The 24,116-nt window shown below is 61.8% G+C and carries 24 protein-coding genes and 1 pseudogene; 12 read left to right on the forward strand and 13 right to left on the reverse strand.

Features of this window, described 5'->3' with window-relative positions:
• Positions 1-66: 66 nt before the first annotated feature.
• The 4 genes from AC1DX6_RS14395 to AC1DX6_RS14410 all read right to left on the reverse strand — a co-directional run bounded on the left by AC1DX6_RS14395 (position 67) and on the right by AC1DX6_RS14410 (position 4,210).
• A complete protein-coding gene (locus AC1DX6_RS14395; RefSeq protein WP_477314370.1) occupies positions 67-360 on the reverse strand; it encodes a MoaD/ThiS family protein in 294 nt (97 codons plus the stop codon).
• A gap of 5 nt (positions 361-365) precedes the next feature.
• Positions 366-1,448, reverse strand: coding sequence for a WD40/YVTN/BNR-like repeat-containing protein (locus AC1DX6_RS14400; RefSeq protein ID WP_477314372.1), 1,083 nt, complete (start codon positions 1,446-1,448; stop codon positions 366-368).
• 222 nt (positions 1,449-1,670) lie between these two features.
• On the reverse strand, positions 1,671-2,684 hold the full coding sequence (locus AC1DX6_RS14405; protein WP_477314374.1) for an ABC transporter permease: 1,014 nt from the start codon (positions 2,682-2,684) through the stop codon (positions 1,671-1,673).
• Positions 2,681-4,210 (reverse strand): sugar ABC transporter ATP-binding protein, encoded by a 1,530-nt coding sequence (locus AC1DX6_RS14410; protein ID WP_477314376.1) that lies wholly within the window; start codon positions 4,208-4,210, stop codon positions 2,681-2,683. Before AC1DX6_RS14410 ends, AC1DX6_RS14405 begins: the two co-directional genes overlap by 4 nt.
• A 308-nt stretch (positions 4,211-4,518) precedes the next feature.
• Here AC1DX6_RS14410 and AC1DX6_RS14415 point away from each other — a divergent pair, with 308 nt between their 5' ends.
• The 5 genes from AC1DX6_RS14415 (at position 4,519) to AC1DX6_RS14435 (ending at position 8,775) form a co-directional block, all read left to right on the forward strand.
• Positions 4,519-5,262, forward strand: a complete 744-nt coding sequence (locus tag AC1DX6_RS14415; RefSeq protein ID WP_477314378.1) for a rhomboid family intramembrane serine protease — start codon at positions 4,519-4,521, stop codon at positions 5,260-5,262.
• Positions 5,263-5,363: 101 nt separating this feature from the next.
• Entirely contained in the window at positions 5,364-5,795 is a 432-nt protein-coding gene (locus AC1DX6_RS14420; protein ID WP_477249016.1) for a CBS domain-containing protein, read from the forward strand.
• Positions 5,796-5,959: 164 nt separating this feature from the next.
• Entirely contained in the window at positions 5,960-7,459 is a 1,500-nt protein-coding gene (gene gatB / locus AC1DX6_RS14425; protein WP_477314380.1) for an Asp-tRNA(Asn)/Glu-tRNA(Gln) amidotransferase subunit GatB, read from the forward strand.
• Between the two features lie 4 nt (positions 7,460-7,463).
• A complete protein-coding gene (locus tag AC1DX6_RS14430; protein ID WP_477314382.1) occupies positions 7,464-7,952 on the forward strand; it encodes an N-acetyltransferase family protein in 489 nt (162 codons plus the stop codon).
• A gap of 124 nt (positions 7,953-8,076) precedes the next feature.
• Positions 8,077-8,775 carry an AIM24 family protein gene (locus AC1DX6_RS14435; protein WP_477314384.1) on the forward strand — a complete coding sequence of 233 codons (699 nt, stop codon included), beginning with the start codon at positions 8,077-8,079 and terminating at the stop codon, positions 8,773-8,775.
• 133 nt (positions 8,776-8,908) lie between these two features.
• Here the strand turns inward: AC1DX6_RS14435 and AC1DX6_RS14440 are convergent, their stop codons facing one another.
• From AC1DX6_RS14440 to panB, 3 genes are all read right to left on the reverse strand, one after another.
• Complete coding sequence (locus AC1DX6_RS14440; RefSeq protein ID WP_477314386.1) at positions 8,909-10,069, reverse strand: helix-turn-helix transcriptional regulator; 1,161 nt, start codon at positions 10,067-10,069, stop codon at positions 8,909-8,911.
• 214 nt (positions 10,070-10,283) lie between these two features.
• Complete coding sequence (gene panC / locus AC1DX6_RS14445; protein WP_477314388.1) at positions 10,284-11,135, reverse strand: pantoate--beta-alanine ligase; 852 nt, start codon at positions 11,133-11,135, stop codon at positions 10,284-10,286.
• Positions 11,132-11,968 carry a 3-methyl-2-oxobutanoate hydroxymethyltransferase gene (panB, locus tag AC1DX6_RS14450; RefSeq protein WP_477314390.1) on the reverse strand — a complete coding sequence of 279 codons (837 nt, stop codon included), beginning with the start codon at positions 11,966-11,968 and terminating at the stop codon, positions 11,132-11,134. Before panB ends, panC begins: the two co-directional genes overlap by 4 nt.
• Before the next feature lie 206 nt (positions 11,969-12,174).
• On the opposite strand from panB, the gene AC1DX6_RS14455 reads away from it, so the two are divergent.
• The 3 genes and pseudogenes from AC1DX6_RS14455 to AC1DX6_RS14465 all read left to right on the forward strand — a co-directional run bounded on the left by AC1DX6_RS14455 (position 12,175) and on the right by AC1DX6_RS14465 (position 13,680).
• The gene (locus AC1DX6_RS14455; protein WP_477314392.1) at positions 12,175-12,573 is read left to right on the forward strand and encodes an NADH:ubiquinone oxidoreductase subunit NDUFA12; all 399 of its coding nucleotides are present in this window, start codon (positions 12,175-12,177) and stop codon (positions 12,571-12,573) included.
• A gap of 113 nt (positions 12,574-12,686) precedes the next feature.
• On the forward strand, positions 12,687-13,223 hold the full coding sequence (locus AC1DX6_RS14460) for a DUF2155 domain-containing protein (protein WP_477314394.1): 537 nt from the start codon (positions 12,687-12,689) through the stop codon (positions 13,221-13,223).
• Positions 13,224-13,294: 71 nt separating this feature from the next.
• A pseudogene (locus AC1DX6_RS14465) lies at positions 13,295-13,680 on the forward strand (hypothetical protein).
• Positions 13,681-13,692: 12 nt separating this feature from the next.
• On the opposite strand, the gene aat reads toward AC1DX6_RS14465, so the two are convergent.
• From aat to AC1DX6_RS14495, 6 genes are all read right to left on the reverse strand, one after another.
• Positions 13,693-14,310 (reverse strand): leucyl/phenylalanyl-tRNA--protein transferase, encoded by a 618-nt coding sequence (aat, locus tag AC1DX6_RS14470; RefSeq protein WP_477314396.1) that lies wholly within the window; start codon positions 14,308-14,310, stop codon positions 13,693-13,695.
• A gap of 25 nt (positions 14,311-14,335) precedes the next feature.
• Positions 14,336-15,679, reverse strand: a complete 1,344-nt coding sequence (gene accC, locus AC1DX6_RS14475; protein WP_477314398.1) for an acetyl-CoA carboxylase biotin carboxylase subunit — start codon at positions 15,677-15,679, stop codon at positions 14,336-14,338.
• Between the two features lie 7 nt (positions 15,680-15,686).
• Entirely contained in the window at positions 15,687-16,145 is a 459-nt protein-coding gene (accB, locus tag AC1DX6_RS14480; RefSeq protein WP_477314400.1) for an acetyl-CoA carboxylase biotin carboxyl carrier protein, read from the reverse strand.
• Positions 16,146-16,171: 26 nt separating this feature from the next.
• The gene (gene aroQ, locus AC1DX6_RS14485; RefSeq protein WP_477314402.1) at positions 16,172-16,606 is read right to left on the reverse strand and encodes a type II 3-dehydroquinate dehydratase; all 435 of its coding nucleotides are present in this window, start codon (positions 16,604-16,606) and stop codon (positions 16,172-16,174) included.
• Positions 16,607-16,750: 144 nt separating this feature from the next.
• Positions 16,751-17,563 carry a DsbA family protein gene (locus AC1DX6_RS14490; RefSeq protein WP_477314404.1) on the reverse strand — a complete coding sequence of 271 codons (813 nt, stop codon included), beginning with the start codon at positions 17,561-17,563 and terminating at the stop codon, positions 16,751-16,753.
• Between the two features lie 58 nt (positions 17,564-17,621).
• Positions 17,622-19,019, reverse strand: coding sequence for a M48 family metalloprotease (locus AC1DX6_RS14495; protein ID WP_477314406.1), 1,398 nt, complete (start codon positions 19,017-19,019; stop codon positions 17,622-17,624).
• Positions 19,020-19,577: 558 nt separating this feature from the next.
• On the opposite strand from AC1DX6_RS14495, the gene AC1DX6_RS14500 reads away from it, so the two are divergent.
• From AC1DX6_RS14500 to AC1DX6_RS14515, 4 genes are all read left to right on the forward strand, one after another.
• Positions 19,578-20,591, forward strand: a complete 1,014-nt coding sequence (locus AC1DX6_RS14500; protein WP_477314408.1) for a P63C domain-containing protein — start codon at positions 19,578-19,580, stop codon at positions 20,589-20,591.
• Between the two features lie 236 nt (positions 20,592-20,827).
• Positions 20,828-21,493, forward strand: coding sequence for an NYN domain-containing protein (locus tag AC1DX6_RS14505; RefSeq protein ID WP_477314410.1), 666 nt, complete (start codon positions 20,828-20,830; stop codon positions 21,491-21,493).
• A gap of 336 nt (positions 21,494-21,829) precedes the next feature.
• Positions 21,830-22,978 carry a pyridoxal phosphate-dependent aminotransferase gene (locus tag AC1DX6_RS14510; RefSeq protein ID WP_477314412.1) on the forward strand — a complete coding sequence of 383 codons (1,149 nt, stop codon included), beginning with the start codon at positions 21,830-21,832 and terminating at the stop codon, positions 22,976-22,978.
• A gap of 11 nt (positions 22,979-22,989) precedes the next feature.
• Positions 22,990-23,919, forward strand: a complete 930-nt coding sequence (locus tag AC1DX6_RS14515) for a glutaminase (protein WP_477314414.1) — start codon at positions 22,990-22,992, stop codon at positions 23,917-23,919.
• Positions 23,920-24,116 lie beyond the last annotated feature (197 nt).

Below are 24,116 nucleotides of genomic sequence, written 5' to 3' on the forward strand. Positions count from 1 at the left end.
CCTTTTTCTCCCCTCCCTCGCTTCCGGCGAGGGGGCGGGAGGCTCGGGCTACTTTTGTTTCCTGACCTAACCGCCGCTGATCGCCGTCAGGATAAAAACCTCGGCGCCGGGCGCGAGCCTGGTTTCCAGGGTTGCCTTCTCGCCATCGACGAAGACGTTCATATGGCGACGGATCGCAGGGCGGGAATCGCACATGCGGTCCCGCATGCCGGGCCAGAGCGCGTCCAGCCCGTCGATCATTTCCCTCACGGTCGAGGCCGGCAATTCGACCCGGCGCGACGCGCCGGGAAACAGGTCGATAAGCACGCCCGGGAGCCGGGCGACAACAAGGGACACGGTGCTGGCGGTGTCGTTCGGCATTTTCCCTACCCGCTCACCACCATCGCCTCGACGGACAGGATCGTGGGCAGATGCTGAGCAATCTCCGACCAGTTTTCGCCTTCGTTGGCACTGGCGAAGAGCGAGCCGCCGCTGGTGCCGAAATAGACGCCGGCCGGCTCAAGGCTATCGGTCGCCATGGCCTGCCGCAACACGCCGGCATAGCAGTTCTCCTGCGGCAGGCCCTTGCGCTCGTCCAGCCAAGTGGCGCCCGCATCCTGCGTCTTCCAGACAGCCGCCTTCGCGTCCGGCACGTAGCGGCCGGCACTGTCGCCGTTGAGCGGCAGGAGGAAGAGGGTGTCGGCGTCGCGCGGATGCGTGGCCGCAGGAAAACCGAAGGTCGAGGGAAGGCCCTTCTCGATGCTCTGCCAGTTCTTGCCGCCGTCGTCGGAGCGGTACATGCCGCAATGATTCTGCTGGTAGAGCCGATCGGGCTTGCCGGGCGCCATCACCAGGCAGTGCACGCACTGGCCGAACTCTGGGTAGTTTTGTCCTTCAGGCAGGAAGTCTGCGCGGGTGCCGCGGTTGCGCGGCTCCCACGTCTTGCCGCCGTCCCAGGTGTAGAACACGCCTGCGGACGAGATGCCCACCCAGATCTGCTCCTCGTCTGCGGGGTGCGTGACGATGGAATGGAGGATGAGGCCAGCGCCACCCGGGTTCCAGTCCTTGCGGCTGGGGTGATGCTGCAGGCCCTCGATGTGGCTCCAGGTGGCACCGTCGTCGTCGGAGCGAAACAGGCCGGCCGGCTGCACGCCGGCATAGAGGCTGCCATTGCGCCTGGCGAGGCTCCACACCGCCTTGATCGGTTCTTCGCCAGCCGCATAGGCCAGGCCCTCACTGGAATGTGTCCAGCTCTCGCCAAGGTCGTTGGACTTCCAGACCGCCGGACCGAACCATTCGTTGCCGCCGGCGCCGTAGATCGCACCGGTCGCGGCGTCGCCGACGACATGGTTCATCGGCCAGTGCTCGCAGAACGGACCGCGCAGTTTCCACGACCCGCGCTTGCCATCGCTCTCGGCGATGAAGGCGCCTTTTTTCGTGCCGATGAGGACCAGGACTTTTTCCGGCATTTTCTCCTCCCGATTGCATGCCTTTCATCAAGGACGGCGGAGCGTGGGCCTGGCCGACAACGGTCAGGAATTTTTTTGCAGTCTAAACCCGTGGGGCCAGGGTGAGAAGATATGCCGCCTCCCTCCATCGAGGACAACGCAATCTGTGTTGTCGTGACTGACGCCGCGCTGGAGCGCGATCCGGACGGACAACCGCTACACACTTTTCCGGAATTGCTCGAGTTACCGCTTCTTTCCGAGGCCGAAGGTCAACGCCAGCGCGCCAACCAGCACGACGCCTTTGACGAAGTCCTGCGTGTAATAGGGCGCGTTCAGCATGGTGAGGCCGTTGAGCAGCACGCCGACGAAAATCGCGCCGACCACCGTGCCGATCACATGCGGGCGGCGCTTGTCGAGAACGGCAAAGCCGATCAGCGACGCGGCGACTGCGTCGAGCAGCAACGAATTGCCCGCCGAGACGTCGCCGCGGCCGACACGCGACGCGACGATCAGCCCGCCCAGCGAAGCCAGCGTGCCCGACAGGATATAGGCCCAGAGCCGGTATGCCTTGGTCGGCGCGCCGGAAAGATGCGCGGCCGTTTCGTTGCCGCCGATGGCGTAGAAGACGCGGCCCCAGCGCGTGCGTTCCATCAGGAACCAGGCGAGAACGGCGACAATCGCCATGACCACGACAGATAGAGGGATCGTGTCGAAGAGCCTGGAACGGCCGAGGACCAGGAAAGCCGGATCGTAGGCACCAAGAGCCGATGAGCCGTCGGGAAGCACCATGCCGGCGGTAATCGAGCGGCCGCCGGTCGGGATCAATTGCACGCCGGCGAGCAGGAACATTGTCGCCAGCGTTGCGAGAAGGTCGGGGACGCCGACGCGCACGATCAGCAGCCCGTTGGCGAGGCCGATCAAGGCGCCCATCAGCAAGACCAGAACCATGGTCTCGGCCGCGTTCAATTGCCAGACGACCATGGCGTAGCTTGCCGCCATCACCGACGATGCGGCGATGCTGCCGACCGAAAGATCGAAGCCGTCAGCCGCCATGGTGATCGAAACGCCGACGCCGAGGATCGCCACCACCGAAACCGCCTGCAGGATCGAGAACAGATTGGCTGAACGGATAAAGGCGGGCTGCACATGCCAGAAGCCGACGACCAGAAGAGCCAGGAGCACGAAGAGGGCGTAGCGGCGGATCTCGCGGAAAAGCGATAGGCGCGGCGCGGCCTGCGCTGTCGTCTGGTCGGTCATCGATGGCCTCCGGCTTCTTCGCTCTCGACCTTGCCGATCTGCTCGGTCAGTGAGCCATGGCCGTCCGCGGCCTCATGAAGTGAATGGTTGCGCATGACGAGGATGCGGTCGGCAACCTCCAGCGCCTCTTCGGTGTCGCTGGTGGCGATCAGCGTGGCCGAACCGCTCTGGCTGCTGCGTATCGCGGCGATCAGATCGGCACGCGCGCCGACATCGACGCCCTGGAACGGCTCGTCGAGCAGCAGCAGCCGGCAAGGTGCCGCCTGCCAGCGGGCGAGCACGACTTTTTGCTGGTTGCCGCCGGAAAGCTCGTCGAGCGTGTCGTCGGGGCCGCGCGCCTTGATGCCGAGCCGCGCGATTGCCTCGGCGGCAACCTTGCGCTCCCGCTTCTCTCGCAAGAGCCCGCCTGGAAACCAGCGTTTCAGGTGCGGCAGGGCGATGGTGCCGGCAATCGAGGCGCCGGGAACTTCAGGCGGCAGCAGCGACGATTGCCAGCGGTCCTCGGCGACCATGAAGACGCCGCTTTCGATCGATTGCGCCGGTCCGCTCGACAGCCACGGCTTGCCGTCGAGGACGACGCTGCCTCGCGCCAATGTTTCGAGACCGAACAGCGCCCGTAAAAGCCGGCTCTTGCCCGAACCGAGCGTGCCGGTGATGGCGACGACTTCGCCGGAGCGCAGGTCGAGATCGAAGGGTCTCGCTCCGGTAACCAGTTGCGCGCCCTTGATGGATGCGATGACCGGCGCCGTCGAGGTCTTGCCGTCATGGATGACGGCTTCCAGTGTCCGGCCGATCATGGCGGCAACGGCGGCCGGGAAATCGATAGGCTTGGCAAACGCACCGACGATGCGGCCGCCGCGCATGACCACGGCGCGGTCGGCGATCGCGGCGAGGTCGCCAAGCCGGTGCGAGATGTAGAGGATTGCCATGCCGGTCGAGCGCAACCGGCGGATGATGGCGAACAGCCGGTCGGCTTCCGTGGTCGACAGGCTCGATGTCGGTTCGTCGAGGATCAGCACGGAGGCTTTTGCCGCGACAGCGCGGGCGATGGCGATCAATTGCCGTTCGGCCGGACGCAGGTCGGCAAAGTCGCGGTCGAGTGGCAGGTCGAGATCGATCAGCGCCGCGATCTCTTTGGCGCGCTTGCGGATCGACCTGCTTGAGACGAGGAAGCGCCCGGTGCTGCCGCAAAGTTCATCGAGCAGCAGGTTCTCGGCAACTGTCAGGCCGGCAGCGCCGGCCTGGTCGGTCGCCTGATGCACGGTGGCGATGCCGGCCGCCTTGGCGGCGCTCGGCGAGGCGAAGGTGACGGTCCTGCCGTTCAGCCTGATCGTCCCGGCATCGGGGGTGTGCGAACCCGAAAGGATTTTCACCAAGGTCGATTTGCCGGCGCCGTTGGCGCCCATCAGCGCCACGACTTCGCCAGCCGCCACGGCAAGGTCGGCTCCAGCGAGCGCGCGCGTCGGCCCAAAGGATTTTTCGATCCCGGCAACCGAGACGGCGATGGGGGAGGTGGGGAGGGACAAGTGGTTTCGGCCGGTTACCGGTTGGCGAATTGGGAAAGGGTTTGGCCAGCTTTTCTCTGGCCAAACGGCGCATGGGAGTGGAGGGGAATCGCTTCTCTCATCTCCATGGTAGGGAGCGGCGGCATCGCTTCCGAGAACTCCAGTTGCGAGTTTTTCGACTCCGGGAGCATTTCCGCCTTGTTGCCTGCCTGGTTTTAGCAAATGACCGGCGAGCCGGGCATTGGCTCCCGGAGAAACAGAATTGTTCCAAGTCGAGCGTCCTTGCTCTAAAGCTCGCGCATCAAATCCCGGAGCTGAGTGCAAGGCGTATGAGCGAACCTGTAAGCCCATCGGAAATCGAGCTGGCGGAACCTCCTCCGGAGCCGCGCCGCGAGCCGGTGTTCAACCTGCCACCGGTGGTGCTGGCGGTGATCGGCATCTGCGTCGCCGTCTTTCTGCTGCAGCAATATGTCCTGAACGACACGCAGCAAATGACGCTGCTCTACGACGGGGCCTTCATCCCTGTCCTTTATACCGGACAATACGGCTTCGACTGGTTCCTGTTCACGCGGCCCTTCACCTATGCCTTCATGCATGGCGGTTTTGCGCACATCGCCATCAACATGATCTGGCTCGCCGCCTTTGGCTCGCCGCTGGCCAATCGTCTCGGTGCGTTCTGGTTCGCTTTGTTCTTCGCCATCACCGGACTGGCTTCCGTGGTGCTCTTCTGGGCCATGCATCCCTATGGCGAGGCGCCGCTGGTCGGCGCCTCGGGCGCGATTTCAGGCATGATGGGGGCTGCGGCGCGCTTTGGCTTCAGCATCGACCGTTCCTCCGGCAAAGCTGCCTTTGCCGGCGCGCCGCTATCGATAGCCGCCGTGCTGCGCTCGCGCAGCGTCATGACTTTTCTCGCCATGTGGATGATCATCAATCTCGCCACCGGCCTGTTCGGCGCCCCCGGCGTCGACAGCCAGATCGCCTGGGAAGCGCATATTGGCGGCTTCGTCGCCGGCTTCTTCGGTTTGCGTCTTTTCGATCGGCGGCAGCAGGAGGTTCACGAGCACGAGCAGTGACCATCGCACTTGAAATGCGACCGATCACGGCGCACGATGTTCACCAGAACGTGAAAGCCGGTCAGGGCAGGAACCGGCGAGCAAAAATTGAGGAGGACGCCATGACCGTTAAGGCAATTCTCGAGAAAAAGGGTCACGACGTGTTGACGCTCGGGCCCAACGAAAAGCTGAGCGAGGCCATTCGCATGCTCGCCGACCACAAGATCGGTGCGCTGGTTATCACCAATGGCGATCACAAGATCGTCGGCATTCTTTCCGAGCGCGACATCGTGCGGGTCGTCGCCAAGGAGGGGGCTGCCGCTCTTGATATCGCCGTGCGCTCGGCAATGACGCCGAAAGTGAAGATCTGCAACGAGAACCACACCGTCAATGAGGTCATGGAGATCATGACCAAGGGGCGTTTCCGCCATTTGCCGGTGGAAAAGAACGGGTTGCTCGACGGCATCATCTCCATCGGCGACGTGGTCAAGCGCCGCATCGAGGACGTCGAGCGCGAGGCCGACGAGATCAGGGCCTATATCGCCACGGCCTGAGCGAGAGAAAACCGGAATTCGAGGCAAGCGGCTGAAAAAAGCCGGCCTGCGGCTTCGCGCCCATGTTTTTTGGGCGCTTGTCTCTTTTGGCGGTTTGCACTAGCGAAGTTGCACACCAAAATATGCGTTCGCGCATATGCCGTAGTTCCAATTTGCAGGCCACCATGACACTCATCGATACCCGCACGCCCGACGCAAAACGCCTGATCCCGGGCGCCACCGGCGATTGGGAAATCATCATTGGTCTCGAAGTGCACGCGCAGGTCACTTCAGAGGCAAAGCTGTTTTCGGGCGCCTCGACGGCTTTCGGTGCCGCACCCAATGCCAATGTCAGCCTGGTCGATGCGGCAATGCCGGGCATGCTGCCTGTGATCAACGAGGAATGCGTCAAGCAGGCGATCCGAACCGGCCTTGGGCTGAAGGCGCAGATCAACCACAAAGCCGTCTTCGACCGGAAGAACTACTTCTATCCCGATCTGCCGCAGGGCTATCAGATCTCGCAGTTCAAGCAGCCGATCGTCGGCGAGGGCACGGTCATCGTTTCCGTCGGGCCGGACCGGCAGGGCGAGTTCGAGGATATCGAGGTCGGTATCGAGCGGTTGCACCTGGAGCAGGATGCAGGCAAGTCGATGCACGACCAGCATCCGACCATGTCCTATGTCGACCTCAACCGTTCGGGCGTGGCGCTGATGGAGATCGTCTCCAAGCCTGACCTGCGTTCTGGCGATGAGGCCAAGGCCTATGTCACCAAGCTGCGCACCATCATGCGCTATCTCGGCACTTGCGACGGCAACATGGATGAAGGCTCGATGCGCGCCGACGTCAACGTCTCGGTGCGCCGGCCCGGTGGCGAGTTCGGCACGCGCTGCGAAATCAAGAACATGAACTCGATCCGCTTCATAGGTCAGGCTATCGACTTCGAGGCGCGCCGCCAGATTGCTATCCTGGAGGACGGCGGCAAGATCGACCAGGAAACGCGGCTGTACGATGCCGTCAAGGGCGAAACGCGCTCCATGCGTTCGAAGGAAGAGGCGCACGACTACCGCTATTTCCCCGATCCGGATCTCCTGCCGCTGGAGTTCGACCAGGCTTATGTCGATGCGCTGGCCAAGGACCTGCCGGAGCTGCCCGACGACAAGAAGGTTCGGCTGATCGCTTCGCTGGGCCTGTCGACCTATGACGCCTCGATCCTGGTGTCGGAAAAGTCGATCGCCGATTATTTCGAAAAGGTCGCCGCCGGCCGCGACGGCAAGCTTGCCGCCAACTGGGTCATCAACGATCTGCTCGGCCAGTTGAACAAGGCCGGCAAGGACATTGAAAATGCTCCTGTCACACCCGATCAGCTGGGTGCGGTCATCGACCTGATCAAGGAAGGCACCATCTCCGGCAAGATCGCCAAGGACCTGTTCGAGATTATCTGGAACGAAGGCGGCGACCCGCGCCAGTTGGTTGAAAGCCGGGGGATGAAGCAGGTTACCGACACCGGCGCCATCGAGAAGGCCGTCGACGAGGTCATTGCCGCCAATCCCGACAAGGTCGAGCAGGCGCGTGCCAAGCCGACCATGGCCGGCTGGTTCGTCGGCCAGGTGATGAAGGCGACCGGTGGCAAGGCCAACCCGCAGGCGGTCAACGACCTGGTCAAGGCCAAGCTCGGCATCGAGTAGGGCGATGTTCGTCCGCACCGCCGGGGAACGCGATCTGGCTGCCATCCGCACGCTGCTGGTCGAGACGTGGCACGCCACTTACGATGTGATCTACGGCGTCGAGCGGGTCACCGAAATCACCGGTGAATGGCATTCGATCGCCGCGCTCAAGGCGCGGCTGGTCCGGCCGAATTCCGAATTCCTGGTGGCCGATGACGGCAAGCGCATCGGCGGCATGGCTTTTGCCGCTGCCACCACGGATACGAAAATCGTCCTCTTGAACCAGCTCTACGTCCATCCAGACTGCCAGCGGCAAGGGATTGGCCAGGCATTGCTGGAAGAGGTCGAGGCCAGCTTTCCGGAGGCGCAAACGCTGCGCCTTGAGGTGGAAGAAGCAAACGCGGCGGCTATCGCCTTCTACCGTTCGCAAGGATTTCTGCCCGTCGGCAAGACTGCCGATTGCGGCGGCAGTTCAGGGCTGCCCGCGCTGATCTTCGAAAAAGCGATCGGATAGGCTTCCGGATCGCTCCGGCCATCGCGCGTTTTTGATTTGATTGCGTCCCCGACAAGATGAAGGCTGTCTTCGCCGATCCGCACCCGCATGACGAGATGGGACGCGACGGCGCGAGGGGGAATTCATGCCGAACTTACCGGAACTGATGCCGACACAGGTGTCGGACGAAACCTTTGGTGGCGTCACCTATCATATTGCCGGCGAGTTGGTGCCGGTGCTGTCAGTCGACGTCACGCAGATGCCTGTCTATTTCGAACACCACATCCTGTTGTGGAAGCATTCCACCATCACCATCGGCCTGAAGTCGCTGAAGGGCGCGCTGAAGCGGATGATGGCCGGCATGCAGATCTTTGTCACCGAGGCGTCGGGAGCCGGCATCATCGCCTTCAGCCGCGACGGGCCGGGCCATATCGTGCCCATTCATCTCAAGCGCGGCGAGGAAATCCAGGTGCGCGAACACCAGTTCCTCGCAGCGACCGGCAATGTCGATTACACCTTCGAGCGCGTGCGCGGCCTGGCAACGATGCTGTTTGGCCAGAGCGGCTTCTTCATCGATCGTTTTCGCGGCGATTCCGGCGACGGCATCGTCTGGCTGCATGGCTACGGCAATGTCTTCGAGAAGACGCTTGCCGCCGGCGAGACCATCGACATCGAGCCGGGCGGCTGGCTGTTCAAGGATGTGTCGGTGAAGATGGAGACCAAGATCGACCGGCTTTCCAGCGGGTTTTTCGGCGCCAACATGAATTTCATCGTCAATCGCTTCACCGGACCGGGCCGGGTCGGCATCCAGTCGATGTACCTGCACATGCCGACCGAGGAATAGAGCATGATCCCGAAAAGTGGAATCCGGTTTTCGGAAAAGATCATGCTCAAACAAAGAGATAGAGCCCCATCCCGATTTCATCGGGATGGAACAGGCTCTAGCCAACTCGCAAGATACGCGGCCTGGCGCGGTGTCAGCTCGAGCGCAGCGGCGGTGACAATTCGCGCATCAAGAGTTCCAGCCCGCGCTGGTCACTGGCGCCGGTCTTGTCGAAAATCGTCGCCAGTTGCGACTTGACGGTGCCGTCCGAGACGCCGCTCGTGGCGGCGATTTCACGGCGCGTCAAGCCGGCGGCGACATGGCCGGCGACCCGTTTTTCAGCTGCGGTCAGCCCGAACAGTGCGGCGATCGCATCTAGCGCCGGCATCGGCGTCGAGCCGGCAGCAGCGATGAAGATGGCGGCTGCGGCGCGCTGCGACACGCGTGCGGAAATTTCACGCCGCGCCAGCGGCATGACATGCGCCACCGCCGGAACGGCGGCCCTGACCAGGGGAATGTTGATGCCGGAAGGTCCGAGAGCGAATTCGTCGCGCGTGCCGAGCTCGACGGCAAGGCCGATCGCGGCATTGGCGTCGGCATAGGTGAACGAGAGCTGGCCGCGCGCGGAAGACACCGAGATGTTCTCGCTCAGCAGTGCTTCGGCCGCCGGATTGGCGAAGAGGATCTGCATGTCGTCCGCGACGATCAGCACCGGATGGTCGAGGCCTTCGATGATCGAGCTGAAAATCTCGGCCTTGCGCCGTTCGGCCTCGAACAGGTCGCCGATGGTCACGGCGCGGCGAACATGAGGCGCAAGCTGTGAAATCAGCTCGAGATCCTGGCTCGAAATCTGGCGTCTGTCCTTGTCCGTCACCACCATCAGCGTGCCGACGCGGGTTGGCCGCTTGATCAGCGCCACCCAGAAGAAATCGTCGAGCCGGTTGGGCTCCACCCATTCGCGCACGATGCGGCTTTCGAGCCAGTTCTGCCGCGCGCCCGGACCTTGCAGCGCATAGATGGAATCGACCGTGAAGGGCGTGTCGAGGTCCATCTTGGGCAAGGCGGTGGAGAAGGGCACGGTGGCCCCGTACTCCCGCTGCAGCGGTTCGAGCATGGCCGGATCGCCGCAGGAAACCGAAAATCGGGCCGCGTTGCTGACCGTGTCGACGACCCCAAGTATGGCAAGCTGGCCGATTGCCAATTTGCAGATGGCGTCGAGTGTCGCCTGCCAGCGGTCGACGTCGGCAATCGAATCGTAAATTGCCTCGACGACCTGCGGCAGTGTGCGACCGATCGTGTTTGTGAGGGGAGACATGGGTTCTCGTTTGCCGCAACAGGCGTGATTCAGTGCTAACTTCCACATTAGTTTTGCGGAAGGTCGCACACAACCTCTTCGACCTCTCGATGTATGTGAACTGGTTCACATCGGCTTCTGGTTGTGTCCAGGCTGTATCACTGTGCCGCGTGGAGCGGCATCTAGCGGTTCTCTCAACATTGCCTGAGTGGCGCTGGCGGTTGTGGCCTACGCGCTAGGCGGAGGGAACTTCCACATTGTCGATCAGCCTGGTCTTGCCAAGCCAGGCGGCGGCGAGCAGGCGTCCGTCGTGGTTTCGCCGCCACGGGCCAAGCGTCAGGCTGGCGCGCGCGGCGACGTAATCGACGCTGCGGAAGCCGGCGCTGAGAAGAGCGCTGCTGGCCTCGCCGGTCACGCTGGTTTCATCGGCGCCGGCTGCAAGTGCTGCTGCCGATTTGTACAGGATGGCGTTGAGCTGGCGTGCAATCTCAAGCTCGGCCGCGCCGAGATAGGCATTGCGCGACGACATGGCGAGGCCGTGCGCGTCGCGCACGGTCGGCGCACCGATGATTTCAACCGGCAGGTCGAGATCGCGACAGAGCTGCCTGACGACGCAAAGCTGCTGGTAGTCCTTCTCGCCGAAGATCGCCTGGTCTGGAGACGCTTGCAGAAAGAGTTTTGCCACCACTATAGCGACGCCATCGAAGAAGGTCGGCCTGAAATCCGATTCCAGCCCGGACGAAGGGCCGCCAACGGAAATCCTTGTGGCAAAACCGGCCGGGTACATCACGGAGGCATCAGGGGTGAAGGCGAGCTGCGCGCCGGCTTGCGCCAGCCGGTCGAGATCGTGGGCCAGCTGGCGCGGGTATTTGTCGAGGTCTTCGGTCGGCGCGAACTGGGTCGGATTGACGAAGATCGAGACAACGCAGCGATCGGCGCTTTCGAGCGCCATCCTGACCAGCGAGATATGGCCATCATGCAGCGCGCCCATGGTCGGCACCATGGCGACGCTCAGGCCATCGCGCCGCCAGTCCAGGATTTGCGCGCGAAGGGCTGCGACGCTGTCGACGACGATTGGCCGGCTCATGCCCTATCCTTGCTGGCTGAAAAGACGTGGTCCGGGCCGGGAAAACTGCGGTCTCGGACCTCGGCGGCGTAGCGGGCTGCGGCCCCCGCGACGACGCTGCGCAAGTCGGCATATTCCTTGACGAATTTCGGCACGCGGTCGACGGTCAGGCCGACCATGTCGTCGATGACCAGGATCTGGCCGTCGCAGTCGCCGCTGGCGCCGATGCCGATGGTCGGGATGGAAATGCGCCGGGTGAGGGCGGCGGCGACGGTTTCGACCGTGCCTTCGATGACAACAGAAAACGCGCCGGCTTTTTCGACGGCGTCGGCGTCGCGATAGAGTGCCGCGACATTCTCCTCGCTGCGGCCCTTGATCCTGTAGCCGCCATCCTTTTCCACCGATTGCGGCAGCAGGCCGATATGCCCCATCACCGGAATGCCGGCGGCGACGATGGCAGCGATCTGGCCTTCCATGTCGACGCCGCCCTCCAGCTTGACGGCCTGGCAGCCGGTTTCATCGACAATGCGCCGGGCCGAGGCAACGGCTTGCGCTGCGGAATTCTCGTAGCTGCCGGCCGGCATGTCGACCACCACGCAGGCCTTGGTAGAGCCGCGCATCACCGCTTGTCCGTGGGCGATCATCATCTCCAGCGAGGCGCCGAGCGTGGTCTTGTGGCCATGCAGGACCATGGCGACGCTGTCGCCGACCAGAAGCAGTTCGACATGGTCGTCGAGCAGGCGGGCGACAGGATAGGTATAGGCGGTGAGGCAGACGATCGGCACGCCGCCCTTGCGACGACGAATGGTCTCGGCGCTGATCCGGACATCAGGGTCGGATGCGTATGGGGCCAATCGTCACCTCCCTCGACCGGCAATCAGGCCGGATACCCGTACAGGGCGCGCAGAGCTTTAGAAAGACGATGGGGGCTTGGCAAGCGTGACGTTGGTGGCTTCGCGAGACGACCTAGTGCCGCAACCGCGCCAAAACTCTTGCCTTCGCGATGGGCTGACGCCATAAGCAGGGAACGGGCGCCGCAGCTGCCGCCGCGAGGATCTGGATGAAAACTTTCCTTACGCAATTTTTCACCTGGTGGAACGGCCAGACGCTGGGAACGCGTTTGCATACCTGGCGCTACGGCACGAAAGTCGGTCAGGACGAGACCGGCAACACCTACTATGAGGGCGGCACCGATTCGGAAGGCCGCACGCGCCGCTGGGTCATCTACCGCAACTACTCCGAAGCTTCGGCGATCCCACCTGGCTGGCACGGCTGGATGCATCACCGTGTCGATGTGGCACCGCCGAGCGACGACTACCGCGCGCGCGACTGGCAGAAGCCGCATGAACCGAACCTCACCGGTAGTGCCGCGGCCTACCGTCCGAAGGGCTCGGTGCTGACCAATCAGCACCGCCCGCAGGTGACCGGCGACTACGACGCCTGGACGCCCGGTTCTTGACCGGCTGCCGGTCTTTTGTCGCCACAATTGGCGTTTAGCTGCTTGTTGATATGACAGCGGCGACTAGCTTTGGGTGAGAGAATCACCCGGGCGCAAACCACCGGTATTCCCAGATGAGCATTTTCAGCCGAATCGCGATGGGTGGACTGACGGCGGCAGCCGTAAGTGTTGCCGCATGCACGGTGGCGTTTGCCGCCGCACAGACGCCGGAGGCGCCAGCGGCGTCCGATCGGATCACCAACCCCGTTGCCGAATTCGCCGGCATCGACAAGATCACCGGCCGCATCATCACCTTCGATGTCTATATCGACGAGACGGTGCAGTTCGGTGCTTTGCAGGTGACGCCGCGCATCTGCTATTCGCGACCGGAAACCGAAGAGCCGAAGACTGATTCCTTTGTCGAGGTCGACGAGATAACGCTGGATCGCAAAATCCGCCGCATCTTCACCGGCTGGATGTTTGCCGAAAGCCCCGGCCTCAATGCGGTCGAGCACGCCGTCTATGACGTCTGGCTGAAGGGCTGCAAGCAGAAGTCGGACGTGCCGCCCCCCGATGCCGCCAAGGCCGGCACACCAAAGGTCGATACGTCCAAGCCGAAGGCCGCCGCCGCTCCGGAAGCGACCGACCCCGACAGCACCGACGCCAACTGATCCTTCGGAACCGCTTGGCTGGCCACACGTTGGAAAGGCGAGGGCGCATCGATGCGCCGGAGGATTTTCCGATGTCAGACAGCAAGCGGATCACTGCCAATAAGAAAGACCTGCTCGACCTCGAAAAGGGGTTCTGGACGGCGACGCGGCCTATTATGAGGCCAACGTCGATAGCGAATGCCTCGTGGCGTTCCCGAAAATGGCGCAAGCCATGGACAATGCCGATCTGGCCAAGACCGCTACCAAGCCGAACCGCTGGCGCGATCTGCAAATCGATCTGAAAGGCATTATCGAGCCGGGCAGCGACATCATCATGATGACTTATGAGGCCCGCGCTATCAGGGAAAACGGCGAGCCATACGCGGCGCTGGTGAGCACCGGCTATGTCCACCGCGTCAATGGCTGGAAGATGATGTTCCACGCGCAGACGCCGATGGAGACTGCCGCGAAGGGCTGAAAAGTCTCACCGTCAGGGAAAAAAGACCGCTTCACCCTTCAGCGCGTCGGCCAGCATCTTCTCATATTTGCCACGCGGTACGTCGACCGCGCCGAAGCGCTTGAGGTGTTCGGTGGTGAACTGGGTGTCAAGCAGCGCGAAGCCGCGCGCCTTCAACCGCTCGACGAGATAGAAAAGGCAGGTCTTGGAAGCGTCGGTCTCCCTGGCGAACATGCTCTCGCCGAAGAACACGCGGCCGAGCGAGACGCCGTAGAGGCCGCCGACCAACCGCTCCTCGCGCCAGGCCTCGACCGAATGGCAATGGCCGAGCCGATGCAATTGCACATAGGCTTCGCGGATCGGCGCGTTGATCCAGGTCGACCGCCGCTCTTCGCGCCGTTCGGCGCAGCCATCGATCGTCGCCTCGAAATCGAAATCGAAACGGATGTCGAACGGGTTCTTGCGGATCGTCTTCTTCAGGCTCTTCGGCGCATGAAAGCCGTCGAGCGGAATGATACCGCGCGTCTCCGGCCGCACCCAGAACACTTCGGGGTCGGTGGCGCTTTCAGCCATCGGAAAGACGCCCGAAGCGTAGGCCTTGAGCAAAAGGTCGGTCGGGATGCGATAGCCGGGCGCATAGGGACGGGTCATCGCGTCATCATAGCGGCAAGTCGGGCTATTCGTCCTTGGCCAGGTATTTTTCCAGCCAGTGGATGTCGTAGTCGCCATTGGCGATGTCGGCATTGCCGACGAGATCGCGAAACAGCGGCAGCGTCGTCTTGATGCCGTCGACGACGAATTCGTCGAGCGCCCGGCGCAGCCGCATCATGCATTCGACCCGGTTGCGGCCATGCACGATCAGCTTGCCGATCAGGCTGTCGTAGTAGGGCGGGATCTTGTAGCCGGAATAGACGCCGGAATCGACGCGAATGCCAAGGCCGCCGGGCGTGTGGAAATGGGTGATGGTGCCGGGCGAGGGCGTGAAGGTGCGTGGGTCCTCGGCGTTGATGCGGCATTCGATGGCGTGGCCGTTGAACTTGATGTCTTCCTGCCGCACCGAAAGGCCGCCACCGGAGGCGACGCGGATCTGCTCGTGCACGAGATCGATGCCGGTGATCGCTTCGGTCACTGGATGCTCGACCTGCAGGCGCGTGTTCATCTCGATGAAGTAGAACTCGCCATTCTCGTAGAGGAATTCGATGGTGCCGGCGCCGGAGTAGCCGAGGTCGGCGATGGCCTTGGCACAGATACCGCCGATGCGGGCGCGCTCCTCGGCATTGAGGGCCGGCGAAGGCGCCTCTTCCCAGACCTTCTGGTGACGCCGTTGCAGCGAACAGTCGCGCTCGCCGAAATGCACGCCGCGGCCCGCTCCGTCGCCGAACACCTGGACTTCGATGTGGCGTGGCTTTTCCAGGTATTTCTCGATGTAGACGGCATCGTCGCCGAAGGCCGCACCTGCTTCCGTGCTCGCCGTCTGCAAGGCGATCTCAAGGTCAGCCTCGGTAAGAGCGACCTTCATGCCGCGCCCGCCACCGCCGGCCGATGCCTTGATGATCACGGGATAGCCGATCTCGGCGGCAATGCGTCTGGCTTCCTTTTGATCGGTGACGGCGCCGTCGGAACCTGGCACCACCGGGATGCCGAGGCGCTTTGCGGTGCGCTTGGCCTCGATCTTGTCGCCCATGATGCGGATATGGTCGCCGGACGGGCCGATGAAGGTGATGTTGTGCGCGGCCAGAATGTCGGCGAACTTGGCGTTTTCCGACAGGAAGCCGTAGCCCGGATGCACGGCGTCGGCGCCGGTGATCTCGCAAGCGGCGACGATCTGGTGGATGTTGAGATAGCTGTCACGCGACGGCGGCGGGCCGATGCAGACGCTCTCGTCGGCAAGTCGCACATGCATGGCGTCGGCATCGGCGGTCGAATGCACCACCACGGTCTGGATGCCGAGCTCCTTGCAGGCGCGCAGCACTCTCAGAGCGATTTCGCCGCGATTGGCGATGAGGATTTTCTGAAACATTCCTGTTTTACTCGATCACGACGAGCGGCATGCCGTATTCGACCGGCTGACCATCCTCGAACAGGATCGCCGTCACCGTGCCGGCGCGCGGCGAGGGGATCTGGTTCATCGTCTTCATCGCCTCGATGATCAGCAGCGTCTGGCCTTCCTTGACCTTCGTGCCGATCTCGATGAATGCGTTGGCGTCGGGCGACGGCGCCAGATAGGCGGTGCCGACCATGGGCGAGGGCACCGCATTCTTGGAGATGTCGGCGACCGCCGGCGCCGCGGCCGCGGCGGGCTGGGCCACGGCCGGCGCATAGGCGGGCTGTGGTGCTGCAATCGCATGGACGGCCGGCGCCTGTCGCGACACGCGCACTTTGAGGTCGCCCAGTTCGACCTCGATCTCGGTGAGGTTGGTGTCGTTCAGTATGCCCGCCAGATCGCGAATAAGCTGCTGGTCAACACCGGTCTTCTTTATCGACATTTTCGAGCCTTCTGTTTGTTGGCCGGTCATAGGCGTGCCGCCAGCGCCTGCAGCGCCAACGTGTAGCCAAGCGGCCCGAACCCGCAGATCATGCCGACAGCGACCGGCGCGACCATGGAGACGTGGCGGAACGATTCCCGCGCATGGATGTTGGAAAGATGAACTTCGGCGACGGGCAGCGGCGCAATAGAGCGGATGGCGTCGTGAATGGCGATCGAGGTGTGGCTGTAGGCACCCGGATTGATGACGATGCCGGCGGCCTTGTCACCGGCCTCCTGGATCCAGTCGACGAGATCGCCCTCATGGTTCGACTGGCGGAAATCGATCTCGAGCCCAAGGGCCGCGCCTGCCTGCTTGCAATCGTCGGCGATGGCGGCAAGCGTCTTGCCGCCATAGATCCCAGGTTCGCGCTTGCCAAGCGCGTTAAGGTTGGGGCCGTTCAGGACGAAAACAGTTTTCAAAAATGCCGACCTTTCCCGGTGCCGGCGGCAAGCCGGCACACTGGGCCTCTATAATGGGCATAGACGCCTGCGAAAAGAGCGCAAGTGCGTTCTTTTGCTGTCCACAACAGCCGAAAATCCGCCGCCCGCCAAATCCCCGGCCGATCAGAGCGCGGCCTTCGCCGCTTCGATCTTTTCCGCCAGCACTTCCTGGCCAAGCGCCCCGAACACCACCTCGTTGCCGACCACGTAGGACGGGGTTCCGGTGATGGCCAGCTTGTTGGCAAGGTCATAGGTCTTGGAGAAGGTCTCGGTGATGGTCGGGTCCTTCATCTTTTCGCGCAACTTTGCCTCATCGGCGCCGAGCGACAGCGCCACCTTGATGGCCGCAGCCTCGGTGGCGCGGCCCTGGCCGCCAAGCAGCGCATTGTGGAACTCGCCGTATTTCTCCGGCATCATCATGTGGAAAGCCATCGAGACGACGCTGGCCTTTTGCGAATCCGGGCCAAGGATCGGGAATTCCTTGAGCACGAAACGCAGATCCGGATCGGCTTTCGTCAACGCCCGCATGTCCTCGATGGCGCGTTTGCAGAAGCCGCAATTGTAGTCGTAGAACTCGACAATGGTGACCTTGCCGTTCGGATTGCCGACAACGCCGTCGAAGGTGGAGTTGAAGATCTGTTCCTTGGCCTTGGTGATGACGCCGAGGGCGGCGATGCGCTGCTCTTCTTTCTGTTTGGCCTCGAGCGCATCCTGCACCTCGAGCAGCACTTCCGGGTTCTTCAACAGATAATCGCGGATAATGCCTTCAACCTCGGCGCGGTCGATCTTGGTGTCCGAGGACGCCGTCTGCACGACTTGCGCCGCCGCCGCTGTACCGGCCTTTGCCGCTTGCGGACTTCCAGCGACGAAGCCGAAAGCCAGCATGGCAAGAGCCACCGCCGCTCCTGTCGTTCCCAGCAACACCGCCTTGTTCATAATCCTCGATCCTCTTGCCTGTTTCGTCCGCTTTTGTCGCCGCTTGCGGCCGGAAGGTTCATTTCTTGATTTTGCCTGATGGCGCGTAGTTTATTATATCCTGGGCGCGAAGCCAGCCCGGCTCGCCGCGCTTCATAGTCTGCTGGGCGCGCATGGCGAAGATCTTCGCATTCTTGTAGTCGCCGGAATAGAAGTGACCTTCGGCTGTCGCCAGTTCGGCCGCCGCAATGTCGCCGAGCTCGCCATAGGCCTGCGCCAGATAGCGGTAGCCTTCGGCATTTTCCTTGTCGCGTCCGATGCCATTGTTGATCTGCACCACCGCCTTCTTCAGTGAATCGGGCGTGCCGACGGCCATCAGCGCCTGGCCGAGCGAGACCGGCAGCAGTCCCGACCTTGCCGGATCGAGGCTGACCGCCTTGGCATAGGCGTCCGCCGCGTCCTTCGGCTTGTTGGCCTTCATCAGGATATCGCCGCGCAATTCCTGGAAATAAGCGTTTTTCGGCTGTGTCTTGATCAGCGCATTGGTCCTGGCGAGCGCGGTGGCCAGATTGCCATAGAGATAGGCCGTCTGCGCTTCGCCATATTGCGAGGCCAGGCTTCCCGGGTTCTTGCGTATCAACCGCGCCGCGGCGGCCTGGCCGCCCATATAGGCAGCGATCTTGATGCGCATCATGTCGTGCCGCTGCTGCAGCGCCGGCGGGTCGACCTTGTCGAAATAGGGGCTCTGCTTCACCAGCACTTCGAGATTGGCGATGCGCTCCTGCGGCATCGGATGGCTGATCCGGTAAGGATCGACCTGCGCGCCGGATAGCGACAGCGCGCTCTGGAAGCGGGCGAAGGTCTTCAGCATGCCCATGCCGGACTGACCGGTGGCGTTGAGATAGGTGATCGCCGAGCGATCGGCGGTGGTCTCTTCGGTGCGCTGATAGGCGAGGATGCTACGCTGCGCCATCTCGCCGCCGCCAGCTGCAACGCCCATGCCGGCGCCGGCAAGGCCGCGGCTGCCGGTGGAGGCGCCGGCAACGATGGCGCCGGCGCCAAGCAGCGTGGCGATGATTGCCATCGTCTTGGCGCGCTCCAGCTGCTCGCGCAATTTCTGCTGGTGGCCGCCGGCGATGTGGCCGGCCTCGTGGGCGATGACGCCGATGATCTCGTTGGGCGTTTCCGCCATCATAAGTGCGCCGGTGTTGATGAACAGACGGCGCCCGGCAACGAAGGCGTTGAAGCTCTGATCGTTGACCAGCACGATGTCGATGCCGTCACCTGCCAGGCCGGCGGCCTTGAAGATCGGCCGCGCATAGTCGCGCACCAGCGCCTCGATCTCGGCGTCGCGCACCACCGGCACGTTCTGGGCAAAGGCATTGACCGAGCCGGACAGGGCGACCGCGGCGGCAAGCGAAAGGGTCGCAAAGACGCGCGCTGCCTTGGCAATCGTCGATTTGGGTCGGCTCAGCATGAGGTCCACTGGTAAACGAGCGGGCGAACGATGAAAAGAGTCGGCACCGGAAACTTCCTGAACTTGTGATCCTCACATCAATAGGGCAATTTTGAATTACCCTTCAACGTCAATCGGTTAGCAGACGTCTAGGATGGGCTCACGGGGTTTTTCACGGGGCTTTTCCTGTAAGCCATTGATGCGGTTAGCGAATAGCTCTGAGAACCTCCGCAAGAGCTGACCAAGGCTGAAAATTTGTCCACATCATGACCGAGGTTCCGTGGACCGTTGCGGCCCGTGTTGGTGATGACGGTACCAAAGCGAGAGACTCACGAAAGTTTCGATGTTGTTTGTGTTGCCGACGGCAAAACACAGCCACCAAGGCACTTGGCGAAGAGGAGGAAAAAGCGGCTGAGAGCATAACGGCAGACCGGCGCGCCGAGGTTGAGGAAGGGCAGTTGCAAGAGCTAGGCCAACCTCTGAGCAAGCATTGTGTTGTAGAAAGTTGATCTTGGTGCTTGCTATTTTCAGCAAGCATGCCTATTGGCATTCCATGCAGCAAGCATGAGGTGATTCCAAATGGACGACACTCCCCAGAGCAAAGGCGGTACTGCCCGCGCAAATCAGCTTAGCGCAGAGGAACGGCGTGAAATAGCGAGGCAAGGGGCTCAAGCTCGCTGGCGCCCAGCCAATACGGCGCCGGTGGATCCGTCACTCCCACTGGCCACCCATCAAGGTAAGATGACCGTCGGCGCGCTGGATCTCGATTGCTATGTTCTGGAAGATGGCCGCCGTCTTTTCCATAAGCGCGGCATGGCGCGGGCGCTGGATATGAAGTCTGCCGGTGGCAACGTCTTTATGCGAGCTATGCGCCGAAAAGGGCTAGGATCCGAACTCGACCAAAAATTGATCCAAAAGATAGAAAACCCCATTAATTTCAAGCCCTTGACACAGGATCTGGGGCATGGGTATGACGCGGAGGTTTTGGTCGAGGTTTGCAAGGCCATCATTCGAGCCGATGACGCCGGGAAGCTCACCGCATCTCAAATAGCTTTGGCATCTCAAGCCAGGATACTACTCAACGCCTTTGCCAAAGTTGGCGTCACCGCCCTAATCGATGAGGCGACCGGCTTTCAGGAAATTCGTAGGCCTGACGCACTTCGCATTCTCGTCCAGCAATATATCGAGGTCGAGAAGCGGGAGTGGGAAAAACAGTTTCCAGACGATTATTATGATGAATTGAACCGCATGTATGGGAGCCGCAAGCTAACCATGACCGCAAATGGGGCGGTAATTCAGAACCGCCCACAGCACTTCGCGAAGTTCACCAGATCGTATGTTTATCATCCACTAGAAAATGGTGCGGTGCTGGAAGAGTTGGACCGGATCAATCCGCAGATCAACGCCAAGGGCACGCGGCGGGATCGCTTCCACCAGCACCTTACCAAGGGCTACGGCATCGAAAAATTGAAGCGCCAAGTTCAAGAAGTACTTACTCTCATGAAGGTCTCCGACACGACCGGCCAATTTAAGAAACTGTTCGGGAAGCGGTTTCCGCAAGCCGGAACGCAATTCAGTTTGTTCGATGATTGATCCGAATGCGACGCTTCGGTCGCGGTGGCAACGCCTCAGTCGTAGAACTTGTTTGACTGACGATCTGTGGGAAGCTGGATGCCGTGACGCCGAAGCTAGGCAAGCGGGCCGTGCAAAACTAAGGCCTAAAACGCAAAACCCCAGGCCGAAACCTGGGGGGTGCTAGCGGCGTACCGCATCGCGTTGATGGGAAGTTATATGATCTATGAGCTTCTTTTTGTCAAGGATATTTCGATATGCGGTCGGCTTTTTATATCGATGGTTTTAACCTCTATCACGCCGTGGCTGACCTAAATGAACCGTTCTTGAAGTGGTGTAATTTTTGGAAGTTGGCAGAGCTTCTCATCCCGTCGAAAACCGAGAAGGTTGTCAAAGTGGTATTCTGCACCGCCTACTATCCCGGTGACGAGCGCAAGCGATTTCGACACGGGGAATTGATAAAAGCCCAACGAATTGCTGGCGTAGAAATTGTGATGGGGCATTTCGTTAAAGAGCCAAAAGTGTGCAGTGATTGTGGCGTCAGCTATCAAAAGCCTACGGAAAAAGAAACCGACATCAACGTCGCTTTGAGCCTCTACCACGACGCATGGACAGACGTTTACGATAAAGCCTATTTGGTATCCGGTGACTCCGATCAAGCGGCGACGGCGCGCTTCTTCAAAGATCACTTTCCAAAGAAGGAGTTTGTAACGGTTGCGCCACCTGCCCGGAACTTTTCGGTTCACATCGATAAATACACAAAGAACCGGATTGGCATTAACCGCGACCACCTAGACCGCTGCGTTTTTCCACAGGTGGTTATGGATGGCAAGAATCCGGCTGCTCGTAGGCCGAAAGAGTATGACCCGCCTGCCAACTGGGTTCATCCCGACAATCGGCCAAAGAAGACGGCTGAGGCCTAAATTTCAAACCCAGCGCGCGGGTCTTCTCACCAATCGCTAATGCTCGAATGACGCACACATCATTCGCGCAAGTTTCACGGGGTTTTTCACGGGGTTTTTCGCCGTTCTCTATCAATAATCCCCCCAATTAATCGCCTTCTTAGCGATCTGGCCGTATAAAACTGAGTTTCATAACTATATGATTTTATAGGTGTTTTAGACAAATAGTGCAGTCGTGAGGTGTGAGCTTCTTGTGATCCTCACATCAATCGGGCATTTGTGCGGCGCGGCCGTTAAAGCCGTGCTGCCTGCGGCGGCAGGATTGGCGGCAAGGTGGGGCGGCAACAGTGAGGTCAAATGGTTGTTTCGCTTTCGCGCCGCGGTGAGGTCGAGCCGTTCCACGCCATGGACATTCTGGCCGAGGCCAACCGGCTGAAAGCCACGGGCGTGCCGGTCGTTTCCATGGCCGTCGGCCAGCCGTCGGATCCGGCGCCGATCGGCGTGAGAGAGGCCGCGGCCAATGCGCTGAAGATCGGCCGCATTGGCTACACCGACACATTGGGACTTGCCGGTCTGCGCAAGGCGATCGCCGAGCATTATGGCGAGCACTATGGGATCGATGTCGCGCCCAGCCGCATCGCGGTGACCACCGGATCGTCCGCAGCCTTCAATCTGGCCTTTCTGGCAATGTTCGACCCGGGCGACCGCGTCGCCATTGCCGCGCCCGGTTATCCCGCCTACCGCAACATCATGGCGGCGCTCGGCATCGAGGTCGTCGAGATCGAACTCGACGGTGACGCCTATCTCCATGCCGAGCATCTGAAGACCGCGCACCGGGAAAAACCGCTGAAGGGCGTGCTGTTTGCCAGCCCGGCCAACCCGACCGGCGCCGTCATTCCCGCCGATGAACTATCGGCGCTGGTGAAGACCGCCGAAGAACTCGGCATTGCGGTGATCTCCGATGAAATCTATCACCGGCTGGCTTATGCCGAGCCGGACACGACAGCGCTCGCCTACAGCTCGAGCGTGACGGTGATCAATTCGTTTTCGAAATACTACTGCATGACCGGCTGGCGCATCGGCTGGATGGTGCTGCCACAGGAGCTGGTGCGGCCGGTCGAGCGCATCGCCCAGAGCCTCTACATCTCGCCGCCGGAACTGTCGCAGATCGCCGCGATCGAGGCGTTCAAGGCGACGCAGGAACTGGAAGCCGTGAAGGCGCGCTATGCCTGGAATCGCGAGCTTCTGATGCAACGCCTGCCGGAGCTCGGCTTTGCGCTGGCCGCACCGATGGACGGCGCCTTTTATGCCTTTTGCGATGTCACCAGGCACACCAATGACAGCATGGCCTTTGCCCGAAAAATGCTGGCCGAGGCGCATGTGGCGGCAACGCCGGGCCGTGACTTCGACCCGCTGCAAGGGCACCGCACCATGCGCTTTTCCTATGCCGGCAGCCATGACGACATGGTCGAGGCGATGGCGCGCATCGAGCGCTGGCTGAAGTAACGAGGACGAGAATGCCGGAACTCGAACAGGCCCTGGCCGAAGTCGCCACCGAGATGGCGGCGCGCAGCGATCGCGGCGATGTCGCGACCTACATTCCGCAGCTTGGCAAGGTCGATCCGAAAAAGTTCGGCATCGCTGCCGTCACCAATGACGGTCGCGTGCTCATGGCGGGTGACGCCGACGAGGCGTTTTCGATCCAGAGCATCTCGAAAGTGTTCACGCTGACCCTGGCGCTCGGCAATGTCGGCGATGCGCTGTGGCAGCGCGTCGGGCGCGAGCCCTCGGGCAATCCGTTCAACTCGATCGTCCAGCTCGAACATGAGAACGGCATTCCGCGCAATCCGTTCATCAATGCCGGCGCCATCGTCATTTCCGATATCCTGCTCGCCGGCCACCAGCCGCGCGAGGCGATCGGCGAGATCCTGCGCTTCATCCAGTTCCTCGCCGATGACGAGACGATCATCATCGACCGCGAAGTCGCCGCGTCCGAACGCGCCACCGGCTTTCGCAACTTTGCGCTAGCCAACTACATGAAATCCTTCGGCAATCTCCACCACGCACCGGAACTGGCGCTGGGCGTCTATTTCCACCATTGCGCCATCGCCATGAGCTGCCGGCAATTGGCGCTGGCCGGGCGCTTCCTTGCCAATGGCGGCAAGAACCCGGCGACCGGACACTCCGTAGTGTCGGCCGAGCGCGCGCGCCGCATCGGCGCGATGATGCTGACCTGCGGCCATTATGACGGGTCCGGCGACTTTGCCTTCCGCGTCGGCATTCCCGGCAAGAGCGGCGTCGGCGGCGGCATTTTGGGCATCGTGCCGGGCGCGGCTTCGCTTGCGGTGTGGTCGCCCGGCCTCAACGCCAACGGCAATTCCAAGCTGGGTTCGATCGCGTTGGAGAAACTGGCGAGGATGATGAACTGGTCGATCTTCGCTCCTTAGGACTTACTGATATTCAGGTGAGGCCGGCCTGCAAATGGCTGATATCTGCGCTTCCGGTGCTCACGTACTTAAGTACGCTCCGCTCCGGTTCTCGGTATCAGCCATTTTCGACTCGGCCTGACCTGAATCTCAGCAAGTCCCCACGGCGGCACAGGCAAAAAATCCCGCGCCGTCTTCCGAGCGGCGCGGGATTTTTA

The sequence above is a fragment of the Mesorhizobium sp. P2_C4 genome (assembly GCF_056404575.1).